Source organism: Streptomyces sp. XM83C, assembly GCF_023072675.1.
Classification (GTDB): domain Bacteria; phylum Actinomycetota; class Actinomycetes; order Streptomycetales; family Streptomycetaceae; genus Streptomyces; species Streptomyces thermocoprophilus.
Window position 1 is genome coordinate 16219 of the sequence record NZ_JALLGL010000020.1, and the last position, 23097, is coordinate 39315.

Annotated in this window: 18 protein-coding genes; 4 read left to right on the top strand and 14 right to left on the bottom strand. The window is 71.6% G+C overall.

Annotation, left to right across the window (positions count from 1 at the left end):
• Positions 1–111: 111 nt before the first annotated feature.
• The 4 genes from MTQ10_RS04420 to MTQ10_RS04435 all read right to left on the bottom strand — a co-directional run bounded on the left by MTQ10_RS04420 (position 112) and on the right by MTQ10_RS04435 (position 3162).
• Positions 112–1851, bottom strand: coding sequence for an LCP family protein (locus tag MTQ10_RS04420; RefSeq protein ID WP_247462412.1), 1740 nt, complete (start codon positions 1849–1851; stop codon positions 112–114).
• Positions 1852–1868: 17 nt separating this feature from the next.
• Positions 1869–2597, bottom strand: a complete 729-nt coding sequence (gene nadD, locus MTQ10_RS04425; protein WP_247462414.1) for a nicotinate-nucleotide adenylyltransferase — start codon at positions 2595–2597, stop codon at positions 1869–1871.
• A gap of 76 nt (positions 2598–2673) precedes the next feature.
• Positions 2674–2838, bottom strand: a complete 165-nt coding sequence (locus MTQ10_RS04430) for a hypothetical protein (RefSeq protein ID WP_247462417.1) — start codon at positions 2836–2838, stop codon at positions 2674–2676.
• 162 nt (positions 2839–3000) lie between these two features.
• The gene (locus tag MTQ10_RS04435) at positions 3001–3162 is read right to left on the bottom strand and encodes a hypothetical protein (protein WP_247462419.1); all 162 of its coding nucleotides are present in this window, start codon (positions 3160–3162) and stop codon (positions 3001–3003) included.
• Between the two features lie 115 nt (positions 3163–3277).
• Here MTQ10_RS04435 and MTQ10_RS04440 point away from each other — a divergent pair, with 115 nt between their 5' ends.
• Positions 3278–4408 (top strand): M48 family metallopeptidase, encoded by a 1131-nt coding sequence (locus tag MTQ10_RS04440; protein WP_247462444.1) that lies wholly within the window; start codon positions 3278–3280, stop codon positions 4406–4408.
• Positions 4409–4474: 66 nt separating this feature from the next.
• On the opposite strand, the gene MTQ10_RS04445 is transcribed toward MTQ10_RS04440, so the two are convergent.
• The 6 genes from MTQ10_RS04445 to galE all read right to left on the bottom strand — a co-directional run bounded on the left by MTQ10_RS04445 (position 4475) and on the right by galE (position 10709).
• Entirely contained in the window at positions 4475–5542 is a 1068-nt protein-coding gene (locus tag MTQ10_RS04445) for an SCO2583 family membrane protein (RefSeq protein ID WP_247462421.1), read from the bottom strand.
• A gap of 89 nt (positions 5543–5631) precedes the next feature.
• Entirely contained in the window at positions 5632–6219 is a 588-nt protein-coding gene (locus MTQ10_RS04450; RefSeq protein WP_247462423.1) for an SCO2584 family spore wall biosynthesis protein, read from the bottom strand.
• A 91-nt stretch (positions 6220–6310) separates the two neighbouring features.
• Positions 6311–7597, bottom strand: coding sequence for a glutamate-5-semialdehyde dehydrogenase (locus MTQ10_RS04455; protein ID WP_247462425.1), 1287 nt, complete (start codon positions 7595–7597; stop codon positions 6311–6313).
• A 197-nt stretch (positions 7598–7794) separates the two neighbouring features.
• On the bottom strand, positions 7795–8328 hold the full coding sequence (locus MTQ10_RS04460; RefSeq protein ID WP_247462447.1) for a hypothetical protein: 534 nt from the start codon (positions 8326–8328) through the stop codon (positions 7795–7797).
• A 146-nt stretch (positions 8329–8474) separates the two neighbouring features.
• Entirely contained in the window at positions 8475–9602 is a 1128-nt protein-coding gene (gene proB, locus MTQ10_RS04465; RefSeq protein WP_247462427.1) for a glutamate 5-kinase, read from the bottom strand.
• Positions 9603–9737: 135 nt separating this feature from the next.
• Positions 9738–10709, bottom strand: coding sequence for a UDP-glucose 4-epimerase GalE (gene galE / locus MTQ10_RS04470; protein WP_247462429.1), 972 nt, complete (start codon positions 10707–10709; stop codon positions 9738–9740).
• Positions 10710–11012: 303 nt separating this feature from the next.
• Between galE and MTQ10_RS04475 the strand changes: the two genes are divergently transcribed.
• From MTQ10_RS04475 to MTQ10_RS04485, 3 genes are read left to right on the top strand one after another with little or no spacing between them, the layout of a single operon-like run.
• A complete protein-coding gene (locus MTQ10_RS04475) occupies positions 11013–13259 on the top strand; it encodes a bifunctional glycosyltransferase/CDP-glycerol:glycerophosphate glycerophosphotransferase (RefSeq protein ID WP_247462431.1) in 2247 nt (748 codons plus the stop codon).
• Between the two features lie 18 nt (positions 13260–13277).
• The gene (locus MTQ10_RS04480) at positions 13278–16154 is read left to right on the top strand and encodes a bifunctional glycosyltransferase/CDP-glycerol:glycerophosphate glycerophosphotransferase (RefSeq protein WP_247462433.1); all 2877 of its coding nucleotides are present in this window, start codon (positions 13278–13280) and stop codon (positions 16152–16154) included.
• Positions 16151–17299, top strand: a complete 1149-nt coding sequence (locus MTQ10_RS04485) for a glycosyltransferase family 4 protein (RefSeq protein ID WP_247462436.1) — start codon at positions 16151–16153, stop codon at positions 17297–17299. Before MTQ10_RS04480 ends, MTQ10_RS04485 begins: the two co-directional genes overlap by 4 nt.
• Before the next feature lie 87 nt (positions 17300–17386).
• Here MTQ10_RS04485 and obgE read toward each other — a convergent pair whose 3' ends face one another.
• The 4 genes from obgE to MTQ10_RS04505 form a co-directional block, all read right to left on the bottom strand.
• Positions 17387–18832 (bottom strand): GTPase ObgE, encoded by a 1446-nt coding sequence (obgE, locus tag MTQ10_RS04490; protein ID WP_247462438.1) that lies wholly within the window; start codon positions 18830–18832, stop codon positions 17387–17389.
• 105 nt (positions 18833–18937) lie between these two features.
• Positions 18938–19192 carry a 50S ribosomal protein L27 gene (gene rpmA, locus MTQ10_RS04495; protein ID WP_110628143.1) on the bottom strand — a complete coding sequence of 85 codons (255 nt, stop codon included), beginning with the start codon at positions 19190–19192 and terminating at the stop codon, positions 18938–18940.
• Between the two features lie 13 nt (positions 19193–19205).
• The gene (gene rplU, locus MTQ10_RS04500) at positions 19206–19526 is read right to left on the bottom strand and encodes a 50S ribosomal protein L21 (RefSeq protein ID WP_071367434.1); all 321 of its coding nucleotides are present in this window, start codon (positions 19524–19526) and stop codon (positions 19206–19208) included.
• 260 nt (positions 19527–19786) lie between these two features.
• Positions 19787–23097 (bottom strand): Rne/Rng family ribonuclease (locus MTQ10_RS04505; protein WP_247462440.1); only part of this gene is annotated, 3311 nt, incomplete at its 5' end.

The window sequence follows — 23097 nt, forward strand, 5'->3', positions numbered from 1 at the left end:
CGCCGGGCGCCCCCTACGTGATTGTCGCGATCGCATGCCCGCCGCGCCCTGTCGCACAGGAGGAGCCCGCCGGGCCCCGGGGGCCCGGCGGTTCCACGGCTTCGGCCACGGCTACGACGATGACGGCTCGAAGTCCTGCCCCAGTACGACGGTGACGTCGGCGTTGCCGGTCACCTTGCCCTCGGTGACGGCCGTGGCGGGCAGGCCCAGGGTCTTGGCGACCTCGGTCGCGTTCTCCTTGTCGGCGGCGTCCGCGTACACGACGCGGGAGTCGTCGCTCGTGGTGCCGGTGCCGGCGTCGAGGAAGGTGAAGCCGCCGTTGAGCAGGACGACGCGGGCCTTCTCCGTGTTGTCCTTGACCCCGCTGGCGTTCTGCACGGACACGCGGACGGCGCTGGACTGGTCGGGGCTCTTGGCGGTGCCGCCGAGGATGCTCTTGACGACGCTGTCGCCGGCCTGCGCGGTGAGCGTGCCGTCGTCCTGCACGGGCAGCAGGGCGGTCTTGTAGTCGCCGCCCTTGGCGAGGTCGGCGAGCTGGGCGAGGAAGGCGCCGAGGTCCTTGTCGGACAGGGAGGGGTCGAGGATCTGCCCGAGGGTCTGCACGGTGATCGTCGCGGCCTGCGGGTCGGAGGACATCTTGCGCAGGGTGCCCTGCATGACCTGCCCGAACCGCTCCAGCTGGGCGTTCTGGGACTCGCCGGAGGCGCGGTAGGTGGCGTAGGCGACGGCCATCTTGCCGCTGAGGGTCTGGTCCTCGCCCTTGCGGACGAGGGGGGCGGCGCCCTTCTTCTTCGCGTCGGGGTCGGGCACGTCGGTGTCGGTGTCGACCTCGATGTTGCCGACGAGGTCGACGAGGTTCTGCAGGAACGGCGTGTCCAGCCGCCAGGTGCCCTGGATGTCGGTGCCGAGGACGGAGTTCAGCGCGTCGCGGGTGCCGCCGGAGCCGTCGTCCTCGACGGACTTGGCGAGGGTCGTGGTGGTGCCGTCGTCGGAGGTGAGGGCGAGCGCGTTGGGCAGCAGGACGGTGGTGCCCTGCTTGGTGGTGGTGTTGTCGACGAGCAGCGCGGTGGAGGTGCCGCCCTGCCGGGTGTCGTGCAGATGGACGACGACCACGTCACGCTTCTGCGCGCCGGTCGCGGTGGTGGTGCGGGAGTCGTCGCCGGAGTCGGACAGGCCGGGGAGTTTCCCGGCGTACCAGAGGTAGCCGACGCCGCCGACGGCGACCAGGGCGAGGACGACGAGGAGGGCGATGACGCGGCTGCGGGCGCGGCGGCGGGCCTCCTCGCGGCGCTCGGTGCGGTTCTCGGTGAACTTCAGCCAGTCGATGACGTCCTCGGAGTCCTGGTCGGGCTCCTCGACGAAGGCGAACTGTCCGGTGTCGTACTGCCGTTCGTCCGATGCGCCGGACGGGGTGGACATGTCGTCCTCGGCCGGTCCGGCCTGCTGCGGGATGTGGGCGGTGTGCCCGTCGCCGCCGGGCTGCTGTGCGGGGGGCGCCGCCGGGGACGGGATGCGGGGCTGCTGTCCGCTGGTGGCGGTCTGCCCGTAGGGGTCGTAGCCGGTGTCCTGCGGGTGGGTCTGCTGGGTGGTGCCGTAGGGGTCGTAACCGGTGGTCTGCTGCCCCTGGCCTGTGGCGTACGGGTCGTAGGGGTCGTAGCCGGGGGTCTGCTGCCGTCCGGTCGCGTACGGGTCGTAGCCGTATCCCTGCTGTGCGTAAGGGTCGTACGGCTGCTGCGGCGCCGGCTGGGCGGGGATGTGCCGGTAGACCGGCTGCCCGTACTCGTCGTAGCCGACCAGTTCGTACTGGTCGGCTCCGTATCCCGCAGCCCCCGCGTCGTATCGGTCGTTCACCGGTAGCCCCTCTCGGCTCACTCGCCGCGGTACAGCTCACGCTTGTCGATGTAGCGCACGACTCCGTCCGGCACCAGATACCAGATGGGGTCGCCCTTGGCGACCCGCGCCCGGCAGTCGGTGGAGGAGATGGCGAGGGCGGGCACCTCGACGAGGGAGACCCCGCCCTCGGGGAGTCCGGGGTCGTCGAGGTGGTGGCCGGGCCGGGTGACCCCGATGAAGTGCGCGAGGGAGAACAGTTCCTCGGTGTCCCGCCAGGTGAGGATCTGGGCGAGCGCGTCGGCGCCGGTGATGAAGAACAGATCGGTGTCGGGGTTGAGGGCGCGCAGGTCGCGCAGGGTGTCGACGGTGTAGGTGGGGCCGCCGCGGTCGATGTCGATACGGCTCACGGAGAACTGCGGGTTCTCGGCGGTGGCGATGACCGTCATCAGATAGCGGTCCTCGGCCGGGGAGACCGTGCGGTGGCTCTTCTGCCACGGTTCGCCGGTCGGTACGAAGACGACCTCGTCCAGGTGGAACTGGGCGGCGACCTCGCTGGCCGCCACCAGGTGCCCGTGGTGGATCGGGTCGAAGGTGCCGCCCATGACGCCGAGGCGGCGCTTGCCCGGCGCGGACGGGCCGCTGCCGGGGCCGTGCACCGGCAGCGCGGGGCGTGCGCCCGGCGTGCGGGGCGTACCGCGGGGCGTGTCGGCCGGGGCGTGCGCCGTGTCGTGCGCCGGACCGGTAGGCATGTCCTGCTCTCCCATGCGTGCAGACCCTACCGGCCCGGCCTGTGGGGCTTCGCCGCCCGCTCCCCGGTGGAGGCCGGGAGGGGGTGCGGGCTCAGCGGTCCCGATTGAAGCGGGTGGTGATCCACAGCAGGAGCAGCAGGACGAGGAGGGCGCCGCCGCCGGTGACATAGGGGCTGAGGCTGTTGTGGTTGCCGCCGTGCTCCTCGCCCTCGGCGGCAAGGGTGACCAACTGGGCTGCGGTGCTGTGGAAGCTCATCTTCGGCAGGACCTATCAGGTGTGGGCGGGATAAAGACGTCGGCCCATCGTAAGCGGGCGGCTCTTCCGCGATCACGCCGACTCCGCCGTTGGGAGCCCTCGCCGTGGCCGCGCGGGGCGTGCGGGACGCGCGGGGCGGGCCGGGGAACCTTCCGGTGGGTCTCAGTCGTCCTTCTGCTTGTAGCCCCGCAGCAGGAACCACGCGGTCAGGACGCACCCGACGATCATCACGACGAGGACGACCCGGAGCAGATACCCCGAACCCTGGTGCTGGGCAGCGCTCGCGGCCTCGGTGAGCCGGCCGGCTGCGAGGGTGTACTCCATGGCTGGGGCCTCCTCAGGTGTGGTGCCGGTCAACGGTAACTCCGCCTAGGCTGGGACCGGCCTGGGGGGCGGACAGGGCCGCTGGGCGGCCACACCGACGCACATGGGGGACCACATGTCCGACGACGGTCAGCAGCACGGCGGCAGCGAGAAGGTGCCGAGCAGGCAGCGCAGGCGCTTTCCCGGGATCTCCTCGCGCGCGTACGAGCACCCGGCGGACCGCTCGGCGCTGGTGGCGCTGCGCAAGCTGAGCGGGTTCGACACGGTGTTCAAGGCGCTGAGCGGGCTGTTGCCCGAGCGGAGCCTGAGACTGCTGTTCCTGTCGGACTCGGTGCGGGTGTCCGACCAGCAGTTCTCGCATCTGAACGACATGCTGCGGGATGCCTGCTACATCCTGGACCTGGAGAAGGTCCCGCCGATGTACGTCAACCAGGACCCGGTGCCGAACGCGATGTGCATCGGCCTGGACGAGCCGGTCATCGTGGTCACGACGGGTCTCGTCGAGCTGCTCGACGAGGAGGAGATGCGGGCGGTCATCGGGCACGAGGTGGGCCACGCCCTGTCGGGTCATGCCGTGTACCGCACGATCCTGCTGTTCCTGACGAACCTGGCGGTGCGGGTGGCGTGGATCCCGCTGGGGAATCTGGCGATCATGGCGATCGTGACGGCGCTGCGGGAGTGGTTCCGCAAGTCGGAGCTGTCCGCGGACCGGGCGGGGCTGCTGGTCGGCCAGGACGTGCGGGCGTCGATGCGCGGACTGATGAAGATCGCGGGCGGCAACCATCTGCACGAGATGAACGTGGACGCGTTCCTGGCGCAGGCCGAGGAGTACGAGGCGGGCGGCGACCTGCGGGACTCGGTGCTGAAGATCCTGAACGTGCTGCCGCGCTCGCACCCCTTCACGACGGTGCGGGCGGCCGAGCTGAAGAAGTGGTCGGAGTCGCGGGACTTCCAGCGGATCATGGACGGCCACTATCCGCGGCGCAGCGAGGACAAGGACGCCTCGGTGTCGGAGTCCTTCCGTGAGACGGCTTCGCACTACGCCGCGCATGTCAAGACGTCGAAGGACCCGCTGATGAAGCTGGTCACGGATCTGGCGGGCGGCGCGGGTGACCTGGGCGGCCGGGTCCGCCGCGGCTTCGCCGGGTTCGCGGGCCCCGGCGGCCAGTCCGGTTCCGGCGGTACGGCGACGAAGGACCGTTCCGACAAGGAGCCGCCGGCGGACCGGCCGGGCGACGAGGGCTGACGGGACGGGTCGCCGTCCGGCGCCGCCCGTGCACCGACGGCCGGGGTGAGCGGCCTCGGGGTGCGTTCACACCCGGGGCAGGGCGCTGCCGGCCAGGGTGCCGCACAGGGCGGTCGCGCTGCCCGTGGCGTAGGGGTCGGTGCCGGCGGGGCCGCCGCTCTTCGCGGTCTGCCCGGCGAGCAGCGGTCGCAGATGGTTGGTGGAGTCCTCGGCGCAGGACAGCGGCCCGGCCTGGACGTAGGAGGCGACGACCTGCGCCTGGTGCAGACGCAGGTCCTCCCGGTCGAAGCGGAACTGTAGCTCGCGGCGGACGGTGAAGAGGGACGCGGCGTCCGTGCTGTCGGAGCCTGCGGGGCGCAGGGCGTAGACGAAGGTGTGGTCGGCGGTGACCTCGAGGGTGTCGGAGTCGGTCTCGGCGGCCGTGAGGGTGCCCTGGACGCGGATCTTCTCGTCGGCCAGTTCGGCGCGGGCGGGGTCGAAGCGGACCAGCCAGCCGGTGGGGGTGTGCCGTCCGTCGGCGGCCGGGTGGGTGAAGCTCTGGTCGAACTGGTCGAGTTGGTCGGGGTCGAGTATCACCCGCACCGGGCGGACCTGCTGCCCGGTGAGCACCTCGGGGTAGAGCGAGGAGCGGACGAGGTATTCCTTGGCGGTGGTCAGGGCGGTCACGACCTGGCTGTCGGAGAAGTGCGCGGTGCGCCGGGACGCGGGCAGCGGGATGCCCTCGGCGCCGATGCGGAACCGGGCGGCGGGGCTGTGTGCGTACAGCTGTTCGGGGTCTCCGGTGCCGGGCACCTTTCCCTCGGGGGCGAGCGGGATCACGGTGACGCGGAGGGGTTCGACGGGCTGCCGGGCCGCGGGCGAGGAGTACGGGTGCCGTACGCCCATGTAGACGGCGGTGCCGAAGGCGACGGCGATCAGCAGGACGAGGATCAGTGCCTGCCGGGACAGGCCCCGGCGCAGGGAGGGGCGGCGGCGCACGGCGGGGGCGTGCTCGGCCATCCGCTCCACGGCGGAGTACTCCTGGAGGCGGGCAGCACGGACGAACGACTCGTCGAAGACGACGGATCGGTATTCGTCGTCGCCACCGGGGGCTCCCTCGGGTGTCCCCTCGGGTGGCTCTCCAGGCCCGCCCATACCTTCAGGGTAGGTCTGCGGGAGCTACGGTAAACGCCCTGCCGCACGACAAGTTCTGACAGGTTCTCACCGCATGCGTGCGGGGTCGTTCAGGGGGTGCGCGGGACCGCGGAGACCGCCGGAGGGGAGTAGTCGGCGGACGCGGAGGGAGCGGCCTTGGTGCCTTGTTCCACTTCGGTGGAGGCGGGCGGCGGTACGCGGTCGCGGCTGCCTCCGGAGGCGCCCCGGTAGACGGCGGCGAAGGCGAGGGCGACCATGCCGACACCCATCACCAGGGCGAGCATCCAGGCGACGGGGCGGTGCCAGCGGACCTGGCGGCCGTGCGGCCCGAGGAAGCCGTGACGCCGGTCGAAGGGGTAGCCGTCGTCGTCGGCGTCGTAGTCGTCGAAATCCGGGTCCGGGCCGAAGCCGCCGTGGTCGTCGCGGCCGTACCGGTCCTCGTAGCGGTCGCCGCGGCCGTGGCCTCGGCGGGCGGCCTCCGCTTCGGAGGCCTCCGCTCTCGCCTGGGCGGCGGCCAGCAGCCGTTCGACGGCGGTGGGCTCATGGACCGTGGCCGCACGTACGAAGGCCTCGTCGAAGACCACGGAGGCGAACTCTTCGTCCGACACCCCGCGGTCGTGGTCGTCGTCGGGCTCCCAGCCGTCAGGGAACGGCGTGCCCCCCACGTCCTCCGGCACGGATCCAGAGTAGACCGGAGGGGTCAATTTGGGCAGACGGTATGGAAATTCATCACCCCCTACCGGCCGGTAATCTCCTCTTCCGGTCGGTTCAGCCCCGGATGTGCCCGTCGCCCGTCACGATGTACTTCGTGCTGGTCAGCTCCGGCAGGCCCATGGGGCCACGGGCGTGCAGCTTCTGCGTGGAGATGCCGATCTCCGCGCCGAAGCCGAACTGGCCGCCGTCGGTGAACCGCGTGGAGGCGTTGACGGCGACGGTGGTGGAGTCGACCAGCTGGGTGAAGCGGCGGGCGGCCTGCTGGGAGCTGGTGACGATGGCCTCGGTGTGCCCGGAGGTCCACAGCCGGATGTGCTCGACGGCCTTGTCGAGGGAGTCCACGACGGCGGCGGCGATGTCGTACGACAGGTACTCCGTCTCCCAGTCCTCGGGCGTGGCCTCGACGACCGTGGCCCGGGAGTCCTTGGCGTACGCCATCACGCGCTCGTCGGCGTGCACGGTGACGCCGGCGTCGGCGAGGGCGTCCAGGGCGCGGGGCAGGAAGTCGCCGGCGATGTCCTGGTGGACGAGGAGGGTCTCGGCGGCGTTGCAGACGCCGACCCGCTGGGCCTTGGAGTTGATCAGGATGTCGACGGCCATGTCGAGGTCGGCCTGCGCGTCGACGTAGACATGGCAGTTGCCGGTGCCGGTCTCGATGACGGGAACGACGGACTCCTGCACGACGGTGTTGATCAGCGAGGCGCCGCCGCGCGGGATCAGCACGTCGACCAGGCCGCGGGCGCGCATCAGCTCGCGCACGCTGTCCCGGCTCTCCCCCGGCACCAGCTGGATCGCGTCCGCGGGCAGCCCGGCCCCGCCGACGGCGTCGCGCAGGACCCGCACGAGGGCGGTGTTCGACCGGTACGCGGAGGACGAGCCGCGCAGCAGGACGGCGTTGCCGGACTTCAGGCAGAGCGCGGCGGCGTCGACGGTGACGTTGGGGCGGCCCTCGTAGATGATGCCGACCACGCCGAGCGGGACGCGGACCTGCCGCAGGTCGATGCCGTTGGGCAGGGTGGAGCCGCGTACGACCTCGCCGACCGGGTCGGGCAGCGCGGCGACGTCCCGGACGTCGGAGGCGATGGCGCGGACACGTTCCGGGGTGAGCGTGAGGCGGTCGATCATGCCTTCGCTCATGCCGCCCTCGCGGGCCTTGGCCACGTCCTGGGCGTTGGCCTCGACGATCTCGCTCGTGCGGACCTCCAGCGCGTCCGCGACGGCGAGCAGCGCGTCGTCCTTCACGGCCCGCGGCAGCGGCGCGAGCGTCGCGGCGGCGGCCTTGGCCCGGTAGGCGGCCCGGGTGACCGGGGACATGGAGTCGTACGGCGAGAGCGTGGTCATGAGGGAAGGGTAGTGCGCCCGGCCGGTCCGTTCACCGTTCGTCCCACACCACGAGACAGGGCCAAAGCATGACAAGCCCGGCAGGGGGTGCGGAGCCCCGGGCGGGGGGCCGGGCCCTGCGGCGCGCGAACCCGCTCCCGGCCGGAAGCCCGGACCGGCCATCGCGCCCGAGCAGGCGGAACACCGAGCCCCGGTGTCTAGAAGGGATGGATGCCCACCGGTGTCGCCGGCGGCGGCCCGTACCCCTCCGCGATCCGCTGGTGGTAGGTCTCCCGGTCGATGACCTCCAGACCGACGATCTCCCAGGGCGGAAGCCCGGCGCTGCGCCGGTGCTCGCCCCACAGCCGCAGCGCCACAGCCGCCGCGTCGTGCAGGTCGCGGGCCTCCTCCCAGTAGCGGATCTCCGCGTGGTCGACGGCGTAGCGGCTGGTCAGCAGGAAGGGATGGTCGTGCGCGAGCTGTTCCAGGCCGCGCCGCACCTCGGTCAGCGGGACCTCCCCGCCGGAGACGCAGAGGGTGACGTGCCACAGGCGCGGCAGCCCGTCGGGGGTGCCGCGCCCTCCGGCCGTGGTGTCGGCGCCGGTCCCGCCGGCGGGAACGCTGCTGAGGGGGCGCTCCTCGCCGTCTGCGCGGGCGCCCCGCGCGCCCCCCGTACCGCGGTCCGCGCCCTGGCCGGAGCCCCTGCCGGTGCCGGAGCGGGACGCCGCAGCCCCAGGGCGTACTCGTCTCACGACGGCCACGACGGCCTCCTTCGCCCAGTGCTCGTACGGGATGTGCGCCTTGAACACATCCCCGGCACACAGTTGAGCAGGCCGTACGGCTCCGCGGGGCGGTTTTACGGAACGTCCCCCACCGGGAGCGGAGGTTTCGACACCGTTTACGGGTGGAGGAGGACCAGGTCGTCCCTGTGTACGACCTCGCGTTCGTACTCCGGGCCGAGTTCGCGTGCCAGTTCGCGCGTCGAGCGGCCGATCAGCCGGGGGATCTCCTTGGCGTCGAAGTTGACGAGCCCCCGGGCCACCGCGCGCCCCTCGGCGTCCCGCAGCTCCACCGGGTCGCCGGCGCTGAACTCGCCCTCGACGGCGGCGATACCGGCGGGCAGCAGGGACTTGCGCCGCTCGACGACCGCGCGGACGGCGCCGTCGTCCAGGACGAGGGCGCCCTGCGGGGTGGAGGCGTGCTGCAACCAGAGCAGCCGGTCGGCGGAGCGCTTGCCGGTGGCGTGGAACCAGGTTCCGGTATCACGGCCGGCCAGGGCGTCGGCCGCGTGGACGGCGCTGGTCAGCACCACGGGGATGCCGGCGGCGGCGGCGATGTTGGCGGCCTCCACCTTGGTGGCCATGCCGCCGGTGCCGACGCCCGCCTTGCCCGCGCTGCCGATCTCGACGTGCGCGAGATCGGCGGGGCCGCGGACCTCCGGTATCCGGGAGGTGCCGGGGCGGCTGGGGTCGCCGTCGTAGACGCCGTCCACGTCGGAGAGCAGGACGAGCAGGTCGGCGCGGACGAGGTGGGCGACGAGGGCGGCGAGCCGGTCGTTGTCGCCGAAGCGGATCTCGTCGGTGGCGACGGTGTCGTTCTCGTTGACGATCGGGAAGGCGCCCATGGTCAGCAGCTGGTCCAGGGTGCGCTGGGCGTTGCGGTGGTGGGCGCGCCGGCTCATGTCGTCGCTGGTCAGCAGGATCTGGCCGACGCGGATGCCGTGTCGGGCGAAGGAGGCGGTGTAGCGGGCGACGAGCAGGCCCTGGCCGACGCTGGCGGCGGCCTGCTGGCGGGCCAGGTCCTTGGGGCGGCGGCGCAGGCCCAGGGGGGCGAGGCCGGCGGCGATGGCGCCGGAGGAGACGAGGACGATCTCGCGTTCCCCGCCGCTGCGGCTCTTCGCCAGTACGTCGACGAGCGCGTCGACCCGGTCGGCGTCCAGTCCGCCCGCCGCGGTGGTCAGCGAGGAGGAGCCGACCTTGACGACGATCCTGCGGGCCTCGTTCACGGCCTGCCTTGCCCCTGCCACCTTGGTCGCGTCTCCTCACGTCTGTCCGGCTTGCCTGCCCGAAATCTACGCGAAGAGCCCGGCCCCGTGCGGAACGGTCCGATCGGCGGACGGCGCCCGTCCGGGATCGCGCGGCAGGTCAGGCCGGGGGCGGGCTCACCCGTGCCGCAGTCGCCACCCCTGCCAGGCGGAGTCGATCATCGCGTCCAGGTCGTACCGCGCCGACCAGCCCAGTTCCTCGCGGATGCGGTCGGCGGAGGCGACGACGCGCGCGGGGTCGCCGGGGCGCCTGTCGGAGACCGTGGGGACGACGCCCTCTCGGCCGGTGACCTTGAGGATGCGGTCGACGACCTCGCGGACGGAGCTGCCCTCACCACGGCCGACGTTGAGGGTGAGCGCGGTGCCCGGCTCGGCCTCGGCCAGGCGGACGGCCGCCGCGAGGTGCGCGGAGGCGATGTCCTCGACGTGGATGTAGTCACGGATGCAGGTGCCGTCGGGGGTGGCGTAGTCGTCGCCGAAGATGCGCGGCGCCTCGCCGGCCTCCAGCCGCTCGAAGACCATGGGGACGAGGTTGAAGACGCCGGTGTCGGCCAGCTCGGGGGCGGCGGCGCCGGCGACGTTGAAGTAGCGCAGGGAGGCGGCGCGCAGGCCATGGGCGTGGGCGGCTGCCTTGATCAGCCACTCGCCGACGAGCTTGGTCTCGCCGTACGGGCTCATCGGCACGCAGGGGGTCTCCTCCGTGACGAGGTCCACGTCGGGCATGCCGTAGACGGCGGCGGAGGAGGAGAAGACGAGGCGGTCGACGCCGTTGGCGGCCATGGTCTCCAGCAGGGTCTGCAGGCCGGTGACGTTCTCCCGGTAGTAGTGGAGGGGACGCTCGACCGACTCCCCCACCTGCTTCTTGGCGGCGATGTGCACGACACCGGTGACACCGTGCTCGCGGATCGCCCGCTCCAGCGGTTCCGCGTCCAGCACGCTGCCGACGACCAGGGGCACGCCGGAGGGCACACGGTCGGCGCTGCCGGTCGACAGGTCGTCGTAGACGACGACGGACTGACCGCCGTCGACCATGGCACGCACGACGTGCGCGCCGATGTATCCGGCCCCGCCCGTGACCAGCCAGCTCATCCTGTTTCCTCCTTTGTGAGGGGCAGACGCATGCAGAGTCGTCGTTCACCGCGCGAAAGTCGAATCGGACCATCCGGATATAGGGCGCCAATACCCCGTGATCTCCGTGTCCGGGACCGGGATCCGCGCGTTCACATGAGGTACGACACCCACGACGCGGGCGCCCGCAGGCCCGCCACCTCGGCCACGGAGACACCGCGTGAATCCTTTACGCTGAGCACTGCGGCGCCCCCTCCAGGCCGCAGGCGGACGCCCGTCACCCCGCACGCGCTCCCGTGGCCAGCCCCCGAACAGGTTGTAAGGATGCCCCGACTCTCCCTCATCGTCCCTGCTTACAAGGTGCAGGGTTACCTCGCTGAGTGTCTTGACTCCGTCCTCGGGCAGGACTACACGGACTTCGAGCTGATCGGGGTGAACGACTGCTCGCCGGACGGCTGCGGGGCCATCTTCGACGAATACGCACGGAGGGACTCCCGCGTTCGTGTGATCCACCTCACGGAGAACGTGGGTCTGGGGCGCGCCCGCAACGCCGGTCTGGAGCAGGCGCGCGGGGACTACGTCCTGTTCCTCGACAGCGACGACACCCTCACCGATGGAGCGCTGTCGGCGATCGCCGCCCGCCTGGAGGCCACCGGCGACCCGGACGTGCTCGTCTACGACTACGCGCGCTCCTACTGGGACGGCCGCATCCAGCCGAACACCCGCGCCGAGCTGCTCCGCCAGGAGGGCCCGGACGTCTTCCGCCTGGCCGACCGGCCGCAGCTGCTGGAGCTGTTGCAGATCGTCTGGAACAAGGCCTACCGCCGCGACTTCGTCCAGCGCTGGGGCTTCACCTTCCCGCCCGGCTACTACGAGGACGCCCCCTGGACGTTCTCCACCCTGATCAGCGCCGAGCGCATCGCCGTGCTCGACCGGGTCGCCGTGCTGTACCGGCAGCGCCGGGAGGGCGGCAACATCCTGAAGACCACCAGCCGCAAGCACTTCGACATCTTCGACCAGTACGACCGTGTCTTCGCGTTCGTCGACGAACACCCCGAATTCGCATGCTGGCGCGAGCAGTTGTTCCGCAAGATGGTCAACCACTTCCTGACCCTGCTGGAACGCCCCGACCGGCTCCCGGCCTCCGCCCGCGGCGAGTTCTACGAGCGGGCCTCCGCCGACTACCGCAGGCGACTGCCCGAGAACTTCAAGCGCCCGGCGGGCCCCTGGGGCCACAAGTACGCGCTGCTCCAGCGCGGTTCCTGGGTGGCGATGAACAGCGCGCTGCGCGTCGTACGGGTCCGAGGCAAGGTCCGCAAGCGGGCCGCCGCCGCGGTCCGCCGCTCCCGGCGCGGCGCGCTCGGCGTCTTCTACCACTCGCAGCTTCGCCTGCCGATCGACGACAACCTCGCCCTGTTCGCGGCGTACTGGAACCGCAGCGTCTCCTGCAACCCCGCGGCGATCGCCGCCGAGGTCGGCCGGCTCGCCCCGCACATCCGCCGGGTGTGGGCCGTACGCGCGGACGCCGTCGACAAGGTGCCCGACGGCGTCGACTACGTGACGGTCGGCTCACGGGAGTACTGGACGGCGCTCGCCCGCGCCAAGTACCTCGTGAACAACGTGAACTTCGCCGACGCGGTGGTCAAGCGTCCGGGGCAGATCCATGTGCAGACCCACCACGGCACCCCGCTGAAGTCGATGGGCCTGGACCAGCAGAAGTACCCGGCATCCACCGACATGGACTTCGACAAGCTGCTGCGCCGCTGCGACCGGTGGGACTACAGCATCAGCTCCAACCGGTTCTCCACCACCGTGTGGGAGCGCGTGTACCCCTGCTCGTACACCAGCCTGGAGACCGGCTACCCGCGCAACGACATCCTGCTGCGCGCGACCGCCGAGGACGTGCGCCGCGCCCGCGCCGAGCTGGGCCTCCCCGAGGACACCACGGCCTTCCTGTACATGCCGACGCACCGCGAGTACCAGCACAGCTTCGTGCCCCGCCTGGACCTGGCGAAGGTCGCCGAGCGGCTCGGCCCCGACGTGACGCTTCTGGTGCGCGGCCACTACTTCTACAAGAGCTCCCCCCGCCTGGCCGACATGCAGTCCGCCGGCCGGATCGTCGACGTCTCCGGGCACCCGGAGGTCGAGCGGCTGTACCTCGCCGCGGACGGTCTGATCACGGACTACTCCTCGGCGATGTTCGACTACGCCAACCTCGACCGCCCCATCGTGATCTTCGCGGACGACTGGGAGACGTACTCGGTCGTGCGCGGCACCTACTTCGACATCCTGAAGGAAGGCCCCGGCGCCGTCGCCACCACCCAGGACGAGCTGATCGACGTGCTCACCTCGGGGGCGTGGCGCGACGAGAGGGCCGCCGCGGCCCGGACCGCGTTCCGGCAAAGGTTCTGTGATTTCGACGACGGGCACGCAGCCGAACGGGTGGTCCGGCGCGTCTTCCTCGGTGAACAGCCCGAGGACCTTCCCGCGGTGATACCGCTGGAGGAGCGCACCCCCGCACCGCCCCCCGGGCCGGCATCGTCCGCGCCCGACCCGATAACCGTCCACTGACCAGAGGTAGCCGCTGCAGTGTCCCAGCACCACGACAGTACGCCCGACATCAGCGTCGTCGTCATCGTCTACAACGACGCCGAACGTCTCCCGACGGCGGTGCAGTCGGTCCTCGACCAGACCCTCCACAACGTCGAGGTCATCGTCGCCGACGACTGCTCCACCGACGGCTCCTACGAGGTCGCGCAACGCCTGGCCGCCGCCTCCGACCGGGTTCGGGCGATCCAGCTGCCGGAGAACAGCGGAGGCTGCGGCGAGCCCCGCAACCAGGGCATCAAGGTCGCCCGCGGCCGGTACGTGATGTTCCTCGACAGCGACGACACGCTGGAGCCGAACGCCTGCCGCAACATGCTCGACGCCGCCGAGCGCACCGGCGCGGACCTGGTGTCCGGCCTGTGCGTGCGCGTCCACGTCGACAGCCGCACGGGCAAGACCCAGAAGTGGTACCAGTGGCTGTACCGGGAGACCCGCACGTTCGAGTCGGTGGCCGACATCCCCGACCTGCTGGTCTTCGACACCCTGTCCACCAACAAGTGCTACCGGCGTGACTTCCTGCTCGACAACGAGCTGACCTTCCCCCGCGGCATCCACTACGAGGACCTGCTGTTCTCCGCGCAGGCCTACCTGGCCGCGTCGAGGATCACGCTGATCCCGAACACGGTCTACCACTGGAACGTGGTGGAGAAGGCCGCCGAGAAGTCCATCAGCAACCGGCGCAACGAGATCCGCAACTTCGCCGACCGGCTGGAGATCCACCGCCGGATCGACCGCATCCTCGCCGCGCAGGGCCACGACGCCCTCAAGCTGCACAAGGACCGCAAGTTCCTCAAGCACGACCTCGTGCTGTACCTGCGGGACCTGCCGTTCCTCGACGACGACTACCGGCACCGTTTCGCCGAGATGGCCCGCGGCTACATCGCGGACTTCCCGGAGGAGGCCTACGCGGAGCTGACCCCGATCCACCGGCTGTGCGCCTACCTCCTGCTGAAGGAGGACTGGGAGCAGCTGATGCCGGCGATCGACACGCTCACCAACAAGAACAAGGTCTCCAGCCCGCTGGCGCTGAAGGACGGCCGTGTCTTCTGGTGCGACCGCTACCTGGACGACCCGCTGGGCCGCGCCGTGCTCGACGTCACCGAGCAGGGCTACCACGACCGTCCGGTGCACAAGCTCACCCTGCGCAACGCTGTCACCCGGTACGTGGAGAACGCCTCCGGTGTCGCCCTCGCGGGTGCCGTCGTCAACCCGCTCGGGGTGATCGGGCCGGACGCCCGCCTGGAGGCCGAGCTGGAGTTCCGCGCCCGCCGCAAGAGCCTCCAGTCGTTCCGCTTCCCGGTGAAGGTGATCCGGCACGAGGGCGAGCACATCGCCTGGGAGACCGTCGCCCCGCTGGCGCAGAAGCTGCGCCCCGTCGGCATCATCGACGACGTGTGGGACGTACGTCTGCACCTGAAGGTCGACGGGGAGACCACCGTCAGCAAGCTCACCGTCGGGCAGACCGACCTGGAGGGCGCCGGCGAGATCCGTATCCGGCCGCGCCTGGGCCGCATGATGGCCGACCGGCTCCAGCCGCACTCCACCGCCAACGGGCACCTCGCGTTCCGGCTCGCCCAGCACGGCAAGCTCGCCCAGCGCACGTCGGCGCTCGTGCAGAACAACATGCACAGCGCGCCCGCCGAGGCGGCGAAGAAGATGCTCCGCAAGGCCGTGAAGGTCCGCAAGGACCTCAACTCCGGTCCGACGAAGATCGACGCCTACCATCGGATGATCAAGCTGCTGCCGGTCCGCAAGGGCACGGTGGTCTTCGAGAGCCACCTCGGCAAGCAGTACAGCGACAGCCCGCGCGCGATCTACGAGGAGATCAAGCGGCGGAACCTCCCGGTCAAGGCGATCTGGTCGTACGCCGGGGCGAAGCCGACCGGCTTCCCCAAGGACGTCGAGCTGGTGCAGCGCTGGTCCTGGCAGTATCTGCGGGCGCTGGCGCAGGCCGAGTTCTGGATCGACAACCAGGGCTTCCCGCTGAAGCTCGCCAAGCGCCCCGAGACCACGTACATCCAGACGTGGCACGGCTCCGCGCTGAAGCGGATGGGCTTCGACGAGCCGCAGTCCCGGGTCATGCCTGCGCACGAGCAGCAGGCGTACCAGAAGGCCATCGACCGCTTCGACCACTTCGTCGTCCGCGGCGAGCACGACGAGAAGACCCTCGCTCGGGCCTACCGTCTGCCCGACGAGAAGCTGCTGCGCACCGGCTACCCGCGCAACGACGCCCTGGTGCGGGCGCGTGAGTCGGCGGCGCCGGACCCGGCCGCGGAGGAGCTGGCGAAGCGGCTCGGCATCCGCCGCGACAAGCCGGTGGTGCTGTACGCGCCGACGTTCCGCGCGAACAGCCACGGCGGTGTGCGCAACTTCGAGTTCCCGTTCGACGTGGAGGAGTTCGCGGACCGCTTCGGTGACACGTTCACGCTGCTGATCCGTACGCACTACCTCAACAGCGTCTCCCTGCCTCCGTCCGTCGAGGGCCGGGTCGTCAACGTCAGCGGCGAGCCCGACATCACGCCGGTGCTGCTGCTGTCGGACGTGATGATCACGGACTACTCGTCGGTGATGTTCGACTACTCGCTCCTGCAGCGTCCGATGGTGTTCTTCACCTACGACTGGGACGACTACGTCAACAACAGCCGCGGCACCTACTTCGACCTGCGCGAGGAGGCACCCGGCCCGGTCGTCGACACGGCGGAGGAGCTGTTCGGGGTCCTGTCGGACATCGACGGCCTGACCACCGGCTACGAGGGGCGGCTCAAGGAATTCATGACCCAGTTCGGTGAGTACGACCGGGGCGATGCCGCCGCCCGGATCGTCGACCGCTTCTTCGGCAGCCAGGGAGAAGCCCGATGACACAGCGCGACATCATCTTCGTGGGCAATGAGGTCAACGAGCTCGGCGGCGTCGGCCGCTGGCAGACCCTGGTGGCCAGGTTGTTCGCGGAGCGCGGCCACCGGGTGACCATCGTGGGCATCGCGCCGCCGGAGCACCCGATGGACCTCGGCGAGAACCCGCCGTTCGACACGGTGACGCTGTACGACGTGCGTCCCCCCAGCCGCTGGCAGCCGCGCAACCTGCGCGACCGCGCCAACCTCGCCGCCCGCCGCCGGGAGGCGGCCCGCGAGGAGGGCATGAGGGTCGCCGCCGACAAGCTGTCACGGATCTTCCGCGCCGCCCGCCCCGGCGCCATGATCATCGTCACGCAGGTGTGGGCGATGGAGTGGGTGGCCATCGCCGACACGGCGGGCCACCCCGTCATCGGCATGAGCCACGAGTCGTACGAGGGCTCCCGGAGTTCCTCCCGCTTCCACCGTGTGCAGAAGTACTACAAGAACGTCGACCGCCTGCTGGTGCTCACGCAGGAGGACGCCGATCTGTGGGTCAACAACCGGGGCATGAACAACGTCGGCTACATGCCGAACCCGCTGCCCTTGATGCCGGAGTCGCCGTCGCCCCGGACGGAGAAGGTCGTCGCCAGCATCGGCCGGCTCGGCCACGAGAAGGGAGTCGACATGCTCCTGGACACGTGGGCCGAGGTCGCCCCGAAACACCCCGGCTGGCGGCTGCGGATCTACGGCTCCGGCCCCGACGAGGCCATGCTGAAGGCGCAGTGCACCCGGCTCGGCCTGGACGGCTCCGTGGAGTGGATGGGCCAGACCGACGACGTGGTGGGCGCCCTGCACGGCGCGTCCGTGTTCGTGCAGTCCTCGCGCGGTGAGGGCTTCCCGCTGGCGCTGCTGGAGGCCATGGCGGCCGGTGTGCCGTGTGCGGCGTTCGACTGCGCGCCCGGCGTCCGCGAGATCATCAACGACGGGGAGGACGGCCTGCTCGCCCGCCTCGGCAACACCACCGAACTGGCACGCCAGCTCGGCCGGTTGATGGAGGACGCGGAGCTGCGCGACCGTATGGGCGAACTGGCTCGGGAGAACGTGCAGAGGTTCTCGCCGCAGGCCATCACGGACCGCTGGGAGAAGCTGTTCGCGTTCCTGGAGCGCTGACGGCCGGCAGCACCGGACATGCGTGAGGGCCGGTCCCCTTCGGGGGGCCGGCCCTCACGCCGTGTCAGGAGAGAAACGGGCCGGCCGTCAGAACGGCTCGAAGCCGTCGAACTCGCGCTCCAGCTCGTCCCGTTCGGCCTGCTTGTCGCGGCGGCGCTGCACCGCGGGGCGCGGCGCCTCGAAGCGGTGGTCCTCGCCGCGGCGGCCCAGCATCTCCGCACCGGCCGTCATCGACGGCTCCCAGTCGAAGACGACCGCGTTCTCCTCGGGGCCGATCGCCACGCCGTCCCCGGCGCGGGCGCCGGCCTTCATCAGCTCCTCCTCGACACCGAGGCGGTTGAGCCGGTCCGCGAGATAGCCGACGGCCTCGTCGTTGTTGAAGTCGGTCTGCCGCACCCAGCGTTCGGGCTTCTCGCCGCGCACCCGGAACAGCGGCTCGCCGCCGACCTCCTCGCGGGTGACGGTGAAACCGGCGTCGTCCACGGCCTTCGGCCGGATGACGATCCGCGTGGCCTCCTCCTTGGGCTTCGCGGCCCGCGCCTTCGCCACCAGCTCACCGAGGGCGTACGACAGTTCCTTCAGGCCGGTGTGCGCCACCGCGGACACCTCGAAGACGCGGTAGCCGCGCGCCTCCAGATCGGGCCGCACCATCTCGGCGAGGTCCCGCCCGTCGGGTACGTCGATCTTGTTGAGGACGACGATGCGCGGACGGTTGTCGAGGCCGCCGTACTGCCGCAGCTCCTCCTCGATGACGTCGAGGTCGGTGACCGGGTCGCGTTCGGCCTCCAGGGTGGCCGTGTCCAGCACATGCACGAGGACGCTGCAACGCTCCACGTGCCGCAGGAACTCGAGCCCCAGGCCCTTGCCCTCGCTGGCGCCGGGGATCAGACCGGGCACGTCGGCGACGGTGTAGACGGTGGAGCCGCTGGTGACGACGCCCAGGTTGGGCACCAGGGTGGTGAAGGGATAGTCGGCGATCTTCGGGCGGGCCGCGGACAGCACCGAGATCAGGGACGACTTGCCGGCGCTGGGGTAGCCGACGAGGGCCACGTCGGCGACGGTCTTCAGCTCCAGGACGATGTCCTGCACATCCCCCGGCTCGCCCAGCAGCGCGAAGCCGGGCGCCTTGCGGCGGGCGGAGGCGAGAGCGGCGTTGCCGAGGCCGCCCCGGCCGCCCTGCGCGGCGATGTAGGAGGTGCCCTGGCCGACCAGGTCGGCGAGGACGTTGCCCTTCTTGTCGAGGACTACGGTGCCGTCCGGCACGGGCAGGATCAGGTCCTGGCCGTCCTTGCCGGAGCGGTTGCCGCCCTCGCCGGGCTTGCCGTTTGTGGCCTTGCGGTGCGGCGAGTGGTGGTAGTCGAGCAGCGTGGTCACGGACTGGTCGACGGTGAGGATGACATCGCCGCCGCGCCCGCCGTTGCCGCCGTCCGGTCCGCCGAGCGGCTTGAACTTCTCGCGGTGGACGGAGGCACAGCCGTGACCTCCGTTACCCGCGGCGACGTGCAGTTCGACGCGGTCCACGAAGGTGGTCATGGTGCAGTGCCTCCAGAATGTACGGAAATGTCTTCTGTCCAACACGCGAAAGGCGGACCCGCCTTCCCGCCGGGGAAGTGAGGTCCGCCTCGCGAAAGTGTCCGATCAGGCGACCGGGACGATGTTCACGACCTTGCGGCCACGGTGGGTGCCGAACTGCACCGCGCCGGCCTGCAGGGCGAACAGCGTGTCGTCGCCGCCACGGCCCACACCGGCGCCCGGGTGGAAGTGGGTGCCGCGCTGGCGGACCAGGATCTCACCCGCGTTCACGACCTGACCGCCGAAGCGCTTCACGCCGAGACGCTGGGCGTTGGAGTCGCGACCGTTCCGGGTGGACGATGCGCCCTTCTTGTGTGCCATCTCTCCTCAGTCCTTACTTCGCAGCCGTGGGGATCGCCGTGACCTTGATCGCCGTGTACTGCTGGCGGTGGCCCTGACGACGGCGGTAGCCGGTCTTGTTCTTGTAGCGCAGAATGTCGATCTTCTGGCCCTTGTGGTGGTCCACGACCTCGGCCTGGACCTTGATGCCGGCCAGCACCCACGGGTCGCTGGTCACAGCGTCGCCGTCGACAACGAGCAGGGTCGAGAGCTCGACCGTGTCGCCAACCTTGGCAGTGGAAATCTTGTCAACCTCAACGATGTCGCCGACAGCAACCTTGTGCTGGCGACCACCGCTGCGCACGATGGCGTACACGCGGATCTCACTCTCTCGCTCGGGAACCGGACCCCCGCAGGCCAGCCGCCCCGCGGAACGCGGGCGACCTCTCCCGGCCAACCCTGTGCCCGGGAGGAAGAGGTTTACGGGGATGTGGCGTGTGCAGTGGACACGCCGACGGTCTAGGGTACGGGGCCCCGGCCGACACGGTCAAACCGGGCCCCCGCGGGTTCGGGGGGTGTACCGACGAGGTGTGCGGCCGGTCGCGGGGACCGGCCGCACGTGCGAAGCCTTGCGGCTCAGCTCTCGTCGGCGGAGGCGGAGACGGTCTTCTTGGCCGTCTTCTTCGCGGCGGCCGTCTTGGCGGTCTTGGCCGCCTTCTTGGCCGTCGTCTTCTTCGCCGCGGTCTTCTTGGCCGCCGCCGTCTTCTTGGTGGCGGCCTTCTTCGCGGTGGCCTTCTTCGCCGTCTTGCGGGCGGCCGTCTTCTTCGCCGGGGCCTCGACGGCCTCGCCGTCGGTGCCGTCGGCGGCCTCGGCGGCGGCCTCCTTCGCCTCGGCGAGGGCCTGCTCGGCCTCCTCCGCGGCCTGCTCCGCCACCGAGCCCTCGGGCTCCTGCGCCTCGGTCTTCGGCTCGGCCGGCAGGACCACCACGGCGGCTTCCACCGGCGCCGTGGGCGCGGTGGCCTTGCGGACCGCGCGGCGCCGCGGACGGGCCGGCGCGGCCGGCTCCGCCTCCGGCTCGGCGGCCGGCGACGCGGCCTGCGGGGCCTCGACGGGCGTCTCCGCCGCGGGCTCCTGGGCGGGGGCCGCAGCGGTTTCCGGGACCGTCACGACGGCGGCCTCCGCACCGGCGGGCGAACCGGCCGGCGCGGTCACCTTGCGGGTGGCCCGGCGGCGCGTACGGCCCTTCGGCGCGGCCTCCTCGGCCACGGGCGCCTCGCCGGCCGGGGCCTCGGGGGCGGCGACCACCGCGTCCTCGGCGGCCGGCGGCTCGGCGAGCGCCTCCGCGGCCGGCTCCGGCTGCACGGGACGCTCGGCCTCCTGCCGCGCGGTCACCTGCTGCGCGGTCGGCGCCTCGGCCTTCGGCGCCCCGGCGGGCGCGGAGGCCCGGCGTCCGGAGCGGCGGCGGCCACGGCGGCCGGCGGCGGCCTCCGCCTCGGCGACGCTGCTGTACAGCTCCTCGTCCGGCGCGAAGTCCGGCGCGGGCAGGGCGACCGGCTCGGCGGTCTCCGCGGCGACCTCGGCCTCGGTCTCCGCCTCCTGCTCGGCGGTCTCGGCCGGCTCGACGGCCGCGGCGGCCTCGTGCTCGTGCGTGTGCTCACCGGCACCGGCACGCGCGCGCTTCTTGCGCTTGCCGCCGCCGCCCTGCGAGCCGGGCTGGTCCATGTGGACGATGACGCCGCGGCCGTTGCAGTGGACGCAGGTCTCCGAGAACGACTCCAGCAGACCCTGGCCGACCCGCTTGCGGGTCATCTGCACGAGGCCCAGCGAGGTCACCTCGGCCACCTGGTGCTTCGTACGGTCCCGGCCCAGACACTCCAGCAGGCGCCGCAGCACCAGGTCCCGGTTGGACTCCAGGACCATGTCGATGAAGTCGATGACGATGATGCCGCCGAGGTCGCGCAGCCGCAGCTGGCGGACGATCTCCTCGGCCGCCTCCAGGTTGTTCCTGGTGACGGTCTCCTCGAGGTTGCCGCCCTGGCCGGTGAACTTGCCGGTGTTGACGTCGATGACGACCATCGCCTCGGTCCGGTCGATCACCAGCGAGCCGCCGCTGGGCAGCCAGACCTTGCGGTCGAGCGCCTTGGCGAGCTGCTCGTCGACCCGGTACGTGGCGAACACGTCGACGTCGCTCGTCCACCGCTGGAGGCGGTCGGCGAGGTCGGGCGCCACGTGGGAGACGTACCCGTGGATGGTCTGCCAGGCGTCGTCACCGCTCACGATGACCTTGGAGAAGTCCTCGTTGAAGATGTCGCGGACGACACGGACCGTCATGTCCGGCTCGCCGTACAGCAGCGTCGGGGCGTTGCCGTTCTTCGACTTCTTCTGGATCTCCTCCCACTGCGCCTGTAGACGCTCGACGTCGCGGCGCAGCTCGTCCTCGCTGGCGCCCTCGGCTGCGGTGCGCACGATGACGCCCGCGTCCTCGGGGACGATCTTCTTCAGGATGGTCTTCAGCCGGGCCCGCTCGGTGTCGGGCAGCTTGCGGCTGATGCCGGTCATGGAGCCCTCGGGGACGTACACCAGGTAGCGGCCCGGGAGGGAGACCTGGCTGGTCAGGCGGGCGCCCTTGTGTCCGATGGGGTCCTTGGTGACCTGGACCAGCACGGACTGGCCGGACTTCAGCGCGGTCTCGATACGGCGCGGGCCGTTGGCGAGGCCGAGGGCCTCGAAGTTGACCTCGCCGGCGTACAGGACGGCGTTGCGGCCCTTGCCGATGTCGATGAACGCGGCCTCCATCGACGGCAGCACGTTCTGCACCTTGCCCAGGTACACGTTGCCGACGTAGGAGACGGCCTGCTCCTTGTTGACGTAGTGCTCGACGAGCACGCCGTCCTCCAGGACGCCGATCTGCGTGCGGTCGCCGTGCTGGCGGACGACCATCACGCGCTCGACGGCCTCGCGGCGGGCGAGGAACTCGGCCTCGGTGATGATCGGGACGCGGCGGCGGCCCTGCTCACGGCCTTCGCGGCGGCGCTGCTTCTTCGCCTCCAGACGCGTGGAGCCCTTGATGGACTGCACCTCGTCGGACGGCTCGCTCTTCGGGCGCGGCTCGCGGACCTTGACGACGGTGCGCTCCGGGTCGTCGGCGGACGGCTCGGCGTCCACGGCGCTGTCACCGGCGCGGCGACGCCGGCGGCGACGGCGACGGCTGCTGGAGGAGCCGCCGGTGCCGTGTTCGTCGCGGCTTTCGCCGGAGTCGTGGGAGTCCTCGGCGGTCTCCGAGGACCCGCCGGCCTCGGTGGCCTCCTCGGTGTCCTCCTCGACCTGCTCGGCGGTGTCCTCGGCGTCCTGCTCGGCCTGCTCGGCGGCGAGGTCCTCGGTGTCGCCGCCCTCGCTGTCGGCGGCTTCCCCTCGGCGACGGCGACGGCCGCCGCGGCGACGGCGGCGGCGGGAGCCGCTCTCCTCGGTGTCGTCGCCGTGGTCGACGTCCTCGGCCTCGGCGGCGGCGGCGGTGGCCTCCTCGGGCTGCTCCTCCTCGGAGGCCTCGGCGGGCTCCGGGGCGGCGGTGGTCCGGGCGGCGTCGTCCTCGCTGAGGGCGCTGCCCCGGCGGCGGCGACGGCGACGGCCGCCGGTCTCCTCCGGGAGCTCCTCGGGGGCGGTGGCCTCGGCGGCTGCCTCGGCGGCGGCGCGCTCCGGCGTCTGGAACTTCGGCTCGGTGAAGACGGGCGGCTGGAACACCGCGACGGCGGGGCGCGGCGCGGCCTCGGCCTCGTCGGCCTCGGGCGCCTGCTGCGGGGCCTCGGCGGCCTCCGGCTCGGCGGTCGGCTCGGCCTGCGGGGTCTCGGCGGCGGGCGTCGCGGGCGCGGCGGGCTCCTCAGCCGGGGCGGGGGCGCCGGCCGGCGCGGACACGCGGCGGACGGCACGGCGGCGGGTCCGGCGGGCGGGGG